The 13100-nt window shown below is 37.8% G+C and carries 16 protein-coding genes and 1 tRNA gene; 2 read left to right on the forward strand and 15 right to left on the reverse strand.

The window, feature by feature from the left end:
• The first annotated feature begins 15 nt into the window (after window positions 1-15).
• Window positions 16-99 (forward strand) — tRNA-Leu (locus tag HMPREF3182_RS05400).
• A 32-nt stretch (window positions 100-131) separates the two neighbouring features.
• Here HMPREF3182_RS05400 and HMPREF3182_RS07780 read toward each other — a convergent pair.
• From HMPREF3182_RS07780 to HMPREF3182_RS05435, 7 genes are all read right to left on the reverse strand, one after another.
• A complete protein-coding gene (locus HMPREF3182_RS07780) occupies window positions 132-1607 on the reverse strand; it encodes a HAMP domain-containing sensor histidine kinase (protein WP_235808653.1) in 1476 nt (491 codons plus the stop codon).
• A 71-nt stretch (window positions 1608-1678) separates the two neighbouring features.
• Window positions 1679-2338, reverse strand: a complete 660-nt coding sequence (locus HMPREF3182_RS05410; protein ID WP_007392336.1) for a response regulator transcription factor — start codon at window positions 2336-2338, stop codon at window positions 1679-1681.
• On the reverse strand, window positions 2323-2829 hold the full coding sequence (gene folK / locus HMPREF3182_RS05415; RefSeq protein WP_007392332.1) for a 2-amino-4-hydroxy-6-hydroxymethyldihydropteridine diphosphokinase: 507 nt from the start codon (window positions 2827-2829) through the stop codon (window positions 2323-2325). The genes HMPREF3182_RS05410 and folK overlap by 16 nt, the downstream gene beginning before the upstream one ends.
• Window positions 2822-3187, reverse strand: coding sequence for a dihydroneopterin aldolase (folB, locus tag HMPREF3182_RS05420; protein ID WP_007392330.1), 366 nt, complete (start codon window positions 3185-3187; stop codon window positions 2822-2824). The genes folK and folB overlap by 8 nt, the downstream gene beginning before the upstream one ends.
• A gap of 2 nt (window positions 3188-3189) precedes the next feature.
• Window positions 3190-4032: a dihydropteroate synthase gene (gene folP, locus HMPREF3182_RS05425; RefSeq protein WP_007392344.1), complete on the reverse strand. Its 843-nt coding sequence runs from the start codon at window positions 4030-4032 to the stop codon at window positions 3190-3192.
• The gene (folE, locus tag HMPREF3182_RS05430; protein WP_062485971.1) at window positions 4022-4624 is read right to left on the reverse strand and encodes a GTP cyclohydrolase I; all 603 of its coding nucleotides are present in this window, start codon (window positions 4622-4624) and stop codon (window positions 4022-4024) included. The genes folP and folE overlap by 11 nt, the downstream gene beginning before the upstream one ends.
• A 106-nt stretch (window positions 4625-4730) precedes the next feature.
• Window positions 4731-5237: a hypothetical protein gene (locus HMPREF3182_RS05435; RefSeq protein ID WP_007392346.1), complete on the reverse strand. Its 507-nt coding sequence runs from the start codon at window positions 5235-5237 to the stop codon at window positions 4731-4733.
• A gap of 101 nt (window positions 5238-5338) precedes the next feature.
• Between HMPREF3182_RS05435 and HMPREF3182_RS05440 the strand changes: the two genes are divergently transcribed.
• Window positions 5339-6442 (forward strand): acyltransferase, encoded by a 1104-nt coding sequence (locus HMPREF3182_RS05440; RefSeq protein WP_062485974.1) that lies wholly within the window; start codon window positions 5339-5341, stop codon window positions 6440-6442.
• 89 nt (window positions 6443-6531) lie between these two features.
• Here the strand turns inward: HMPREF3182_RS05440 and ispG are convergent, their stop codons facing one another.
• Genes ispG through pyrH form a run of 8 tightly spaced genes read right to left on the reverse strand, consistent with a single transcriptional unit; the run spans window position 6532 to window position 13024 of the window.
• On the reverse strand, window positions 6532-7605 hold the full coding sequence (ispG, locus tag HMPREF3182_RS05445; RefSeq protein ID WP_062485977.1) for a flavodoxin-dependent (E)-4-hydroxy-3-methylbut-2-enyl-diphosphate synthase: 1074 nt from the start codon (window positions 7603-7605) through the stop codon (window positions 6532-6534).
• A gap of 15 nt (window positions 7606-7620) precedes the next feature.
• The gene (rseP, locus tag HMPREF3182_RS05450) at window positions 7621-8673 is read right to left on the reverse strand and encodes an RIP metalloprotease RseP (protein WP_062485980.1); all 1053 of its coding nucleotides are present in this window, start codon (window positions 8671-8673) and stop codon (window positions 7621-7623) included.
• Window position 8674: 1 nt separating this feature from the next.
• Window positions 8675-9838 carry a 1-deoxy-D-xylulose-5-phosphate reductoisomerase gene (gene dxr, locus HMPREF3182_RS05455; protein ID WP_062485983.1) on the reverse strand — a complete coding sequence of 388 codons (1164 nt, stop codon included), beginning with the start codon at window positions 9836-9838 and terminating at the stop codon, window positions 8675-8677.
• A gap of 15 nt (window positions 9839-9853) precedes the next feature.
• Window positions 9854-10681 (reverse strand): phosphatidate cytidylyltransferase, encoded by an 828-nt coding sequence (locus HMPREF3182_RS05460; RefSeq protein WP_062485986.1) that lies wholly within the window; start codon window positions 10679-10681, stop codon window positions 9854-9856.
• 16 nt (window positions 10682-10697) lie between these two features.
• Window positions 10698-11465: an isoprenyl transferase gene (locus HMPREF3182_RS05465; RefSeq protein WP_062485989.1), complete on the reverse strand. Its 768-nt coding sequence runs from the start codon at window positions 11463-11465 to the stop codon at window positions 10698-10700.
• 4 nt (window positions 11466-11469) lie between these two features.
• On the reverse strand, window positions 11470-11706 hold the full coding sequence (locus HMPREF3182_RS05470; protein WP_007392323.1) for a hypothetical protein: 237 nt from the start codon (window positions 11704-11706) through the stop codon (window positions 11470-11472).
• Window positions 11706-12266: a ribosome recycling factor gene (frr, locus tag HMPREF3182_RS05475; RefSeq protein ID WP_007392328.1), complete on the reverse strand. Its 561-nt coding sequence runs from the start codon at window positions 12264-12266 to the stop codon at window positions 11706-11708. Before frr ends, HMPREF3182_RS05470 begins: the two co-directional genes overlap by 1 nt.
• Window positions 12267-12304: 38 nt before the next feature.
• Window positions 12305-13024: a UMP kinase gene (gene pyrH / locus HMPREF3182_RS05480; RefSeq protein WP_007392318.1), complete on the reverse strand. Its 720-nt coding sequence runs from the start codon at window positions 13022-13024 to the stop codon at window positions 12305-12307.
• Between the last annotated feature and the right edge of the window lie 76 nt (window positions 13025-13100).

The following is a 13100-nucleotide window of genomic DNA, read 5'->3' on the forward strand; positions in this document are numbered from 1 at the left end:
ATAATCATCAGACTTGCGAGTGTGGCGGAATGGCAGACGCGCTGGACTTAGGATCCAGTGCCTCACGGCGTGAGGGTTCAAGTCCCTCCACTCGCACCAAAAAAGACACTTCTATGATAGAAGTGTCTTTTTTATTTACTTTTTTTATATTTCGATTCATCTTTGCTAAGGGTAAACCAAAACGTCACCCCGTCCGTTTCATTACGCATACCATAAGATTCACAGTGTAACGAAACCAAAGCCGCAACAATTCCTAACCCAAGACCATGTCCACCAAACGTTCTTTCTATCTTTCGTGTCCGCGATGTATCTACTTTATAGAAAGGTTGCCAAATTAATTTTTGCTCATCTGGCGGAATCGTAATACCTTGATTATAAATATTAATACGATACCCTTGGGGAATATCTTCTACAAAAACACGCATTTCATGATTCGGTGAGGTATAATCAATAGCATTGCTAATAAGATTATTAATAATAACTTCAATTCGAGCAGGATCGCCAAAAACAGTAATTTTATGAGGAATATCCCAATGAGCTTTAATATTTTTATTCCTAATCACCTGTGAAAATTGTTCTTGCACTTCATAAATTAATGCTGCAAAATCAAAAAAAACAGGTTGTAACTCCAACGTTCCCATTTCCAATCGCGATACATCAAGTAAATCTTTTACAAACCCACCCATTTTTCCTGCTTCTCGCTGAATGATACGACAATATTTTCTTTGGGTCTCTTCATCCAATGATAACGTTTCTAATCCTTCAGCATACCCCTGAATAATTGCTAAAGGCGTTTTCAATTCATGCGAAACAGCAAATAAAAATTTCTGTCGCATCGATTCTAATTCTTTAATCCTAAATAATTCGTGTTGTAAACGGTTATTTACTTTATTTCTTGCCGCTAACGCACCTTGCAACTGTCTTGCTAAATCATTAAAGCTTTTCCCGAGAGAACCAATTTCATCCGTACGATTTTGTCGCCATCTCTTAGTGAAATCCAATTTTGCCATAGCCGCTGAAATATGCTGTAACTCACGTAAAGGCAACGTAATCCAACGCGAAACAAAGAAAGATAAACAAAGCGCAGCAAAAATCCAAATAAGTCCAATAGTAACAATAAATTGTTGAATAACCGAGCTATATTGCCCAATTGTAGACATGGGACTACAAATAATATAATACGTATTAGCATCTATTTTTCCCACTAAACTAAAGTATTGAAACTCGCGATTCCGCTGCGAATGCTGCACTTTATCCAATTTATCAGGCGATGGATTTTTTCCTTCTAATAGATCTCGTAGTACTTGGATGTACTGTAATTCTTCTCTCCCATAATACGTAGGTGCAATAGGAGTCATAAAAAAGGTAATATCACTAGCGGATGAAATATCTTCCGGCCCCGTATAAATAGGCAACGTCGTATAAATAATTTCTCCCTGATGAACAATAACAATATCAGCACCTAAATCATAGCCTAATTGCCCTAAAGCATTGTAATTTAACTGATGTTCTTTATAAAATTTTTTTATCTGGTAACCTGCGAAAAGCATTTTTTCTTTCTTCACCATAGAAAAATACGGTCTAAAGCCAATGCCAATTGCAAGCATTAAAGACGCCACACATACTAGTGTAAAAATGCCAATAAACAAGCAGATTCTGGTACCTAAAGATAATGTTTTCATTTTGAATTATAACGATAGCCATATCCACGTACAGTTTGAATAAAGCAACCTTTATTCCCTAATTTAATGCGCAAACGATTAATATGCGTATCAACCGTACGTAAATCCCCATAATATTCATAATTCCATACTTGATTTAAAATTTGTCGCCGACTCAAAGCTTTTCCAGCATTACTCATTAAGTAATTTAATAACTTATATTCCGTAGGACTTAAATCAATATTCTTTCCATCTAATACCACTTGTCGTGCATCCCTATCAATAGCAACGCCATCTTGTTCCATTTCACTCTCTTTTGTGGAACGACGAAACATCGCCTTGATTTTTGCAACTAAAATTTTAGGGCTAAAGGGCTTCGTAATATATTCATCTACACCTAAATCATATGCAAATAATTGGTCAATTTCTTCTCCTTTCGCCGTAATCATAATAATAGGAACCATCGATTCACGCCGAATTTCTCGGCACACCGTCCAACCATCATATCCTGGCATCATAACATCTAATAATACTAAATCAGGATGATATTTGTCATACATTTCGATCGCTTCTTTACCATCAGCCGCTTCGATAACTTCATATCCTTCGGGTGTTAAAAAGTCATTTACTAATTGACGCATCAATTGTTCATCATCTGCAATTAATATTTTTTCCATAGTTTCGCCTTTCTATATTTATGTATTTGAGATACATCTTTTACCAATAAAGTAAGCCACTCCTCTATGGGACGTCCTTCTATTTCTAATGTTGGCTCAATTTCTTGTAATGGCACAAGTACAAATGCACGTTTTGTTAAATAAGGATGAGGAATTTGTAAATCCGGTTTCGTACAGACCTCATCACGACTGTACACGATATCTATATCTATCGTCCGAGTCCCCCATTTTTCTTGCCTAATACGTCCTAATTTTTTTTCTATTTGCAAACATCGCTGCAATAATTCAGATCCCGTATACGTACTATCTACCGTTAAGGCGGCATTTAAAAACATCGGTTGATCTATTTTTCCCCACGGCATCGTTTCATATAATGACGAAACGTGCTGTATCGAGCAAGCATTATCACCACGTAATAAAAAAACAGCTTGAGCTAAATTTTGTTCCCGTTGTCCTATATTCGCCCCTATACTAAGATAAAATCTATTCATTTACAGCCCTTTCAATAGACACATTAACATCTTGCACCAATCCACCAATAGGTGCTTGCGGTTTATGTACGGTTACCCCTACTTTTTTTAGTATCGCAAAAGTAGACAATAAAGTTTGAGCAATATCTTCTGCTACAGCTTCAATTAAACAAAAAGATTTTTCTGTTACGATTTCTTTTATTACAGTATATACTGTACCATAATCAACCGTTTCTGACAAAGTGTCATTTTTTCCTGCTTGTTCTAACGATAAATATAACGTGACATCAACATAAAATGGTTGCCCATTCGTTTTTTCTTCTGCAAAACAACCATGATATCCCCAAAATGTTAACCCTTGCAAATGAATACTATCCATCACTATTTCTCCTTTAGTACTTCTGCCATAATACACATACGCTTAATAGGCTTTACATCATGCACGCGAATAATCGAAGCTCCACGTAATACACCGGACACACATACAGCACCCGTTCCTTCCAGCCGTTCAGTTACGGGCAGATCCAACACATCACCAATAAAACCCTTCCGCGAAGGGCCTAACAATAATGGATAGGGTAATGCCGTAAATTCATGCAGATGTTTGATAATATATATATTTTGTTCCGTTGTTTTGCCAAAAAAACCAATACCTGGATCCGTGATAATACGAGATGGATCAACTCCTGCTTTAACCGCTATTTCTACGGAAGTACGAAAGAATTTTTTCATATCTAAAAGCAAATCACCATAATCTGTCGTATCTTGATTATGCATCACAATCACCGGTACATTATATTTAGCTGCTACTTTTGCCATTTTTCCAGGTTCTTTAGCGTATTGCAAACCCCATATATCATTCATAATATGGGCACCTAGCGACATCGCATATTCAGCCGTTTCTGCCTTGAACGTATCAACCGAAACAGGTACCGTTGAATGTGCTAATACGTCTGGTAAAAAACGTGATAATCTATTAATTTCTTCGACAGCACTAATAGGAGTAAAACCTGGACGAGATGATTCCGCACCAATATCAATAATATCTGCACCATCACGAATCATTTCTTCCATATGTGCAATCGCTTTAGCCACAGTATTCCACTGTCCTCCATCAGAAAAAGAATCAGCTGTAACATTTAAAATCCCCATAATAAGAGGCCGTTCGCCTAAGGTTAACGTTTTTCCATCGGTCCATGTATAATGTCTCATTTCAACGCCCATCATCACTCGTTCCTTCCATTAATAAATTCCATGCTTGATGATACATATCACTACCACTTTGAATAATACCAGCCGTTGCCGTTGTAATAATATTCGTATCACCAGCTAATCCATGCATCATGGTCATGCATAAATGAGTCGCTTCAACTACCACTAATACCCCTTCAGGTTGCAAACCACGACATAAAGAAAGACTCAATTCTTGTGTTAATCGTTCTTGTAACTGCGGACGTTTCGTCAGTGTTTCCACAGCACTAACAAAATGACCAAACCCAGCAACCTTTCCTTTATGAGGATAATAAGCAATATGTACTGTCCCAAAAAAAGGCAATAAATGATGTTCACACATGGATTGAAAACGGATATTGCGAATAGCCACTAAGCCATCTACTTCTGTTTGAATCGGTTGTGCCCATTCATCATCTGGATTTTTCCAAAGACCAGAAAAAAAATTGATAAATGCATCAGTTACCCGATTCGGCGTTTTCTCCATCTGTAATACCTTGAGGTCTAAGCCGAGGGTCTCTAAAAAAGTTTGCATTGCCTGTACAGCCTTTTCTCGTTGTATCTGTGGCTGTCGTATTTCTATCATAATTGAAAATACTCCTTCATTAAAATCATTTTTTGCTAATATACCGGTTTGCTTTTTATGTACTTAGCCAAAACATAACAACAATAAATAACCGTAACTTGACACCTTATGTTTCCGATATATACGAACTAACCAATCGACCAATAACAATTCCTAATGTTCCCGTAATAAGTTGAGGCCAACTCATAGCGAATAAAATCATCTTTGATACTTTTGGTGGTACATTGATACACATGAATAATAAGGTAAAACCCCCAAATAATACGATCGTTTTTACAATGACTGCTAATATATTTCCCAAACTGCGTGATGAAGACTTAAATAGACGTAAGATGATAATATACACAAGATTGCCTATCGCGACCAAAGGGATAAACAAGGGAAACGGCAACATACCCTCTAACCAAGCAAAGATAGGCGTAATGATGGCTATGGCTATCCATCCATTTCCTTTTAACCGTAGTGCGGCAACAACTAAGCATGCATTAACGAGCGAACCAATAAAAAATAAACTAACCTGTGGTGGCACTGGTAATACTAAACGTATCCCTTGTAATACTAAAGTAAGTGCTACTAATAAAGCGGTACGCGTAAGTTGTCCAGTTTGATTCATGAAAAACATCCCTCTCTATGTTTTTTACTAAAACTTGCTATAATAGACATAACCCTATATAATAACCACATTATATCTTATTGTATAATTAGAGGTGCTAAATGTCAAAAAGATTTGTTTATTCCATAAATAATATGCGTGGATTATGTATGCTTGGTGTCATTGCCATTCACATTGGTTCTATTGCATTGACGAATCCCTATCCTAATATCTGGTTAATTGGGATTCTCGAAATTTTATCACGATATTCCGTACCAGCGTTCTTCTTTCTTTCCGCTTTCGGTTTATTCTACAATCATCCTTTAACCCAATCTTTTTCCTATTTAGAGTATATAAAAAAACGATTGAAAACAGTCTTGATTCCTTATTTAGCCTGGTCTCTTTTTTATCTTCTCTACACTGCTACCATAAGCCATCAAGTGCAACTACTTTATCCTTTAGCGATATTGAAATCTCTTTGGTACGGCTTGGGTATGTATCATTTGTATTTTCTCGTCATTTTATTGTGGTTTTATCTGCTCATGCCTGTTTGGCGCTATCTATTAACCTACATTAATCAATATCCTCGACTCATCATGCCTCTATTGTTTATTAGTAATGTGCTATTTAATTATTATTCATCCTATATATGGATAACTCCCGCCCATTCATTTTGGCACGATGCTATCGCTTATCGCTTAAATTATCTAATTTTCCATTATCTTTTTATCTTTTTATTCGGTGCTTTTGTCGCCACCCATTGGCAAATAGTACTTCATTGGCTTCATCAACATGGAAAACTACTTTGTTTTGCTCAACTAGTTACAACAGCAGGAATGATAAGTGCCTATCTCGGCGTTATGCATGCATGGCACTATGATCCCTTGTCAGCTGTATTTACCATCCATCAACTTAGTCCTATCGGGATGTGTTATACCGTTTCAACGTTGCTGTTTTGCCTATACATTTGGGAATGCCATACCTTTCCTCCATTTTGGCATACCTTTTTTCAACGACTAGGCGATGCGTCATACCCGATATATCTCATTCATCCGTTATTTTTAAGTATGGGTACAGGTTTATTAAATCATTATCACATTATTCCTTCTACTCGTTATATCCTGTTATTATATGTAAGTATTACCTTACTCTCTTACATCTACGCCTCTATCCTAGGCAAAATTTCACTTCCCTCTTTTCTACGACTCTGTTTACAAGGAAAATAAACAACTACTAGCGTTACATTGATATACAACTAAAAACGACATCGATATATATATCGATGTCATTTTTAGTTGTATATCAAACAATATCACTATACCTTATTTTTTTCTAAAGAAGCATATATTTCCTCTAATAAACTATCCACCAGCTGATCCTCTGGAACGGTACGCAATACCTTTCCATGCGAAAAAACAATGCCTTTCCCCATACCGCCGGCAATACCAAAATCAGCTTCTTTTGCCTCCCCTGGTCCATTAACAATACAGCCCATAACCGCTACTTTAATCGGTACTTTCAACTTAGAAATGGCTTCCTGTACACGTTCAGCCAAACCAATTAAATTTACTTGAGTCCGTCCACAAGTAGGACAAGATATAAGTGTAGGACCAAAAGAACGCAATCCTAAAGCACTTAAAATTTCCTTCCCAACTTTAATTTCTTCCGCTGGATCCCCTGTTAAAGATACTCTAATCGTATCGCCAATTCCCTCGGCAAGTAACGTTCCAATTCCAATTGCCGATTTAATCGTTCCTTCCTTAACCAAACCTGCCTCAGTAACACCTAAATGCAACGCATAAGGAACCTTATCAGCTAACCGCTGATAAGCTTCTATCATTAACGGAACCTCTGACGCTTTTAGAGAAATAACCATCTGCTTATAATCCAATCGCTCTAAAATACGAATATGCCGCAAAGCACCTTCTACCATCGCGGCTGCATTGGGATGCCCGCCATAAGCTGCTAAAATATCCGCCGGCAAAGACCCCGTATTAATACCAATACGAATAGGAATCCCCTTAGGTTTTACCTTTTCTACAACCTCTATTACCCGTTCTTCTTTGCCAATATTACCTGGATTAATCCGTAACGCATCCACACCACTATCAATGGCTTGTAAAGCTAATCGATAATCAAAATGAATGTCCCCTACGATAGGCACAGGAGATGCCTCAACCACAGCACGCAATCCTTTTGCCGCCGTCATATCTGGTACGGCAAAACGAATAATTTCAGCACCTAAGGATGCTAAGCGCAATGTATCTTGTACAGCAGCCACTTCTTCTTTGGGATTTACTGTCGACATCGTCTGAATAGAAATGGGATAGGTTCCACCTATTCCCATATGGCGCAGCTTAACTGGCAAAGCTACACGTCTTACCTTCATGTAATTCTGTCCTTTCTATAATAACCGCAATATATCTTTTACTAACGAAAAAAGAAATATAGATCCTAAAATAACCATACCTGTAATTTGTACATACATCAATGCACGTTCAGGCAATCGTTTCCTACGCACGGCTTCCAATAACAAAAGGATAATATGCCCTCCATCAAGTACGGGAATAGGTAACAAATTAATAATTCCCAAATTGGTACTCAAAAATGCCGTAAACATCAACAATGAAGAAAAACCAAGAGATGCTACTTGACCAGCTAATTGTGCGATGCCAATGGGTCCAGCTATATCGGCACCCGTTTTACCCACTATCATCTGATAAATACCTTGCACCATGACAGAGCTTAATCGCCCTACACGTATAACCGCTAATTTTCCTGCTTCGCCAAACGGGTGGGTATGCGTTTTTTGTACTGGATAAATTCCCATAGTTACACGTTTAGTCGTTTCATCAACATGCGGAATAATACTTTTACTGATCCTATTTCCCTGACGCTGTATCTCAACCGTCAGCACTTCTTTATCATGATTAGCTAATGCCACCGTAATATCATCCCATTGCTGAATGGGGTTACCATTGATAGAAAGGATTCTGTCACCAGCTTGCAACTTACTCTGCGCAGCTGGCGAATCAGCAATTGTCGCACCAACAACAGGTTCAGTCGATATACTAACAGTCCCTTCAACCCAATAAATTCCCCAAACCAAAACAATAGCCAATAAAAAATTCATCATCGCACCAGCTACCATCACCAAAAAACGAGCAGCTAACGGTTTAGACGTAAACCACTTGGTTTTATCTATTTCTACCGTAGTATCATCTTCTCCACCATTGACATCTACCATACCAGCAATGCGATTAAAGCCGCCCAAGGGAATCATACGCAATGAATAGAGCGTACTGCCCCACCGCCGACTAATCAACGTTGGACCAAACCCAACAGCAAATTCATCCACTTGCATTCCTGTAATCTTAGCCGTTATAAAATGCCCTAATTCATGAATGACCACGATCACACTAAATACAAAAATGGTCGCCAAGATAGTAACGAGCATACTACACACCCTTTCTATTATCAATAACTTGCCTTACCCAATGCCGCCCCCATTCATCCGCAGCTTGTATATCCGCTAAGGACATAATTGGCATAACCTGATGTTCTTTCATCCCTTGTGCTACCATAGTAAAAATTTGTGAAAAAGATATTCTTTTTTGTAAAAAAGCATATACAGCTTCCTCATTTATAGCATTTAGTACACAAGGCATCGTTCCACCTATTTTTCCTGCTTCATAGGCTAGAGGCAAAGAAGGAAATTTATCATCATCTGGAGTAAAAAAAGACAATTCGCCTAAAGTTTGCCAATTAATCGATTTTGCCCCCTTAACAGCGAAGCGTTTGGGATAAGAAAAAGCATATTGTATAGGCAACCGCATATCGGGTATGCCCAATTGTGCCAAAACAGACATATCTGTAAATTGCACCATCGAATGAATCATGCTCTGAGGCTGAATAACCACTTGAATACGCTCAAAGGGGATAGAAAATAACCAATGAGCTTCAATAACTTCTAACCCTTTATTAAACATCGTAGCCGAATCAATCGTAATTTTATTTCCCATATGCCATGTAGGATGACGCAAACAAGAAGAAACCGTAATATCATCAAACAATTGTTTCGGGGTATGAAAATGAGGACCACCTGAAGCAGTAATAATTAATGCATCAACTTCTTCACTTTTTCTTCCCTGTAAACATTGAAAAATAGCTCCATGCTCACTATCTACGGGTAAAATAGCAACATTTTTTTCTGCTGCCCGTTTCATAACCAATTCGCCAGCAGCAACCAATGTTTCCTTGTTCGCCAATGCAATATCTATACCCTTGTCAATAGCCTTTAAGGTTGGTTCAATCCCAGCCGCTCCTACTAATGAAGTCAATACCATATCTGCATCGACCTCATCTAATAATTGCAATAACCCATCTCGCCCAACAAAAACAGTACACTGCTCACCCACTTCCGCTTGTAATCGTTGTGCAGATGCGGGATCAATCATACAAGCAAACATGATATGGTGGGTAAGAATTTGTTTCGCCAATTTTTGCCAATGTGAATACGCTGCTACTGCTACTACTGAAAATGCCGTGGGATTGGCCTCTATCACATCCATTGCCTGGCTTCCAATCGAACCTGTACTTCCAAGAATAATAATTTTTTTCATTCATACCCCTTCTTACTAGGTAACGATATATACATAAAGTAATACCATCGGTGCCGCTACCAATAAACTATCAAACCTATCTAACACGCCTCCATGCCCAGGAATTAATGTACCCGAATCCTTCACTCCACAAGTGCGCTTCAATACCGATTCAATGAGGTCTCCCAATGGTGCCATAACTGCAATGATAATTCCGATTAAAAAGCCATGAATAACCGGAATCTGCCCTACTACTGCAACAATCATAGCCACTACAATCGTACCGATACAACCACCTATAATCCCCTCTTTCGTCTTACCAGGACTAATGGCAACACATAATTTATGCGTTCCCCAATATTTTCCCACAAAAAAAGCACACGTATCACTAGCCCAAGTAGAAAAAATAAGTAGAAACATAATCACCCTCGTTGAATCTACCCCAAAAGGAACCTGATCTAATCCTAAGTGAATTCCAAGAGAGCTACACCGAAGTGCTAGCATCGCCGTAAAACCAAATGCAACATACACTAAGCCCATAAAAGCATAGGCCGAATCGACGAATTTAATCTTATTATGAAAAAATATGGGACGAAGTAAAGACCAATAAACCAATATAGCACCCAATAGAATCGTACACTGTATTTGTGAAAACCAAACCGATCCTAAAAACAAAAGTAACCACCCATAACCAAAAAGAATGGGTACATTAACAGAAATATGGCGTACTAATCGAATATATTCTCGCCACCCCCACATTGTCAATAAAATGATAGCAATAAAAAACAGCCAATTGCCTTCATAAATCACACCAATCGCCAATAACCCCCCGATTATACCGGAAAGTATTCGTTTACCTAACATATACTAATCTCCTATTCTATTTTAACCCGCCAAATCGACGTTCTCGTTGTTGATATGCGATAATTGCTTCTCTCAATGTATCTATTGTAAAATCTGGCCAACATACAGGAGTATACCAAAATTCAGCATACGCTACTTGCCATAACAAAAAATTACTAAGACGCTTATCATTTCCAGGTCTAATGACTAAATCCACTTCATTATAAGGATCCGTATACAAAGCATGAGAAACCATTTTCTCTGTAATATCCTCCGGGGAAACGGCTTTTTCTTGAACATCCACAATAATGTTCCGAATAGCTTGCACTAATTCTGCACGACCACCATAATTAATCGCAATATTTAAGACTAACCCATCATTCGTGACTGTATTTTTTTCAGCCTCTTTCAATTGTACTTGTAACGAATCTGGAATTCGTGATAAATCACCAATAAAACGTAATCGCACATGATGTTCACCTAGTGCCAATAAATGATTTTGTAAATACTCTCCCATAAGCTTCATAATATATGAAACCTCTGCTTCTGGCCGTTTCCAATTCTCCGTTGAAAAAGCATAAACCGTAAGGACTTTAATTCCCAACTCATGTGCACCTATCACAATTTTTTTTAACGTATCTGCTCCAGCACGATGTCCCATACTGCGTGGAAGATTTCTCCGCTGTGCCCAACGCCCATTTCCATCCATAATAATGGCAACATGAGTAGGTATATTGGTTGTATCAATTATTGATGCCACATCTTTTTTTTTATTTCCTAACAATGCTGTCAAAAATTTAAACATCTTTTTATTCCTCGTTTGCTAAAGCTTGTAATACGGAATTACTCATAATCAAATTATAATTAACCAAAAGACATATTTTCCCTTGGTCTTCTGTTACTCGTACTACATAATCCGCTGTTTCATCACAGGTAAAAAAACGACTAATAGCACGTGTACGCACTACTTGATACGGAATATTTTCTTGTTCTAATATAGATTTGGCATACCCCAAAGGCATGCCAATAAAAACTTTTTTCTCCATTATACTTCCATAACTTCTTTTTCTTTTTTGCTTTTTAGCTCATCAATTAACTTAATCTTTTTATCAGTCAACTTTTGTATTTGATCCTGTATTTCTTTACTTTCGTCTTCGGTTACTTCTTTTCCTTTTTCCATCTTTTTAATAGAATCATTTGCATCACGTCTAATGTTACGGATAACTACCTTAGACTCTTCGGCGTATTTACTTACTTTTTTCGTCAATTCTTTCCGCCGTTCTTCCGTAGGTTTTGGTATTTCCAGGCGAATCATCGTACCATCATTATTTGGATTTAATCCCAAATCTGATTTTAAAATAGCTCTTTCAATATCACCTAAAATATTTCGTTCCCACGGCACAATAGTCAATAACGTAGGTTCGGGTGCCGACACATTTGCCACTTGTTTAATAGGTGTAGCTGCACCATAATAATCCACCATAACTCGATCCAATAAACTCGTACTTGCACGACCAGTACGTACCGATGAAAAATCCCGTTTCAATGCTTCAATTGTTTTATCCATTTTTTCTTCATATCCTGCCAATAATACTTTACCATCCATTACAATCACTTCCTTTTTCAATGTACGTATCTTTATAGTTATTCACTCACAAGAGTGCCTATCCCTTTTCCCTGTGCTGCCAAAACAATATTTTCAGCCTGATCTAAATTAAAAACAACAATAGGAATATGATTATTCATACAAAGTGTCGTTGCCGTAGCATCCATTACCTTAAGATCTTTATTAATGACATCTAAATACGATAAAGTAGTAAACATCTTAGCATCCTTATTTACCTTTGGATCGCTATCATATACTCCATCAACGCCATTTTTAGCCATTAAAATAGCATCTGCTTCAATTTCAGCAGCACGCAAAGCCGCAGTTGTATCCGTAGAAAAATAAGGATTTCCTGTGCCCGCGCCAAAAATAACAACCCGACCTTTTTCCATATGTCGAATAGCTCTACGCCGAATATAGGGTTCTGCTACTTGTTGCATATTAATTGCCGTTTGCACCCGTGTAGCAACATTAAAATTTTCTAACGCATCTTGTAACGCCAATGCATTCATCACCGTCGCAAGCATCCCCATATAATCAGCCGATACGCGATCCATTCCACGTGAACTACCCGATAACCCCCGCCAAATATTTCCACCACCGACAACAATAGCTACTTGAATACCTGCTTGATTAACAAACGCGATCTGCTTTGCAATTCTTTCAACAGTTTCTGTATCGATTCCATATCCTTTTGTTCCTGCTAAGGCTTCGCCACTTAGCTTTAAAATAATGCGTTTATACTGTTTCGTCTCCATCTAGGCCTCCCGTGCTGTTCAAATAGTATGAGAAAATAAGAGAACACCAAATAAAGCGTTCTCTTATTTAAATAAA

Origin of the sequence: Megasphaera hutchinsoni (genome assembly GCF_001553405.1) — a bacterium.
GTDB lineage: Bacteria > Bacillota > Negativicutes > Veillonellales > Megasphaeraceae > Megasphaera > Megasphaera hutchinsoni.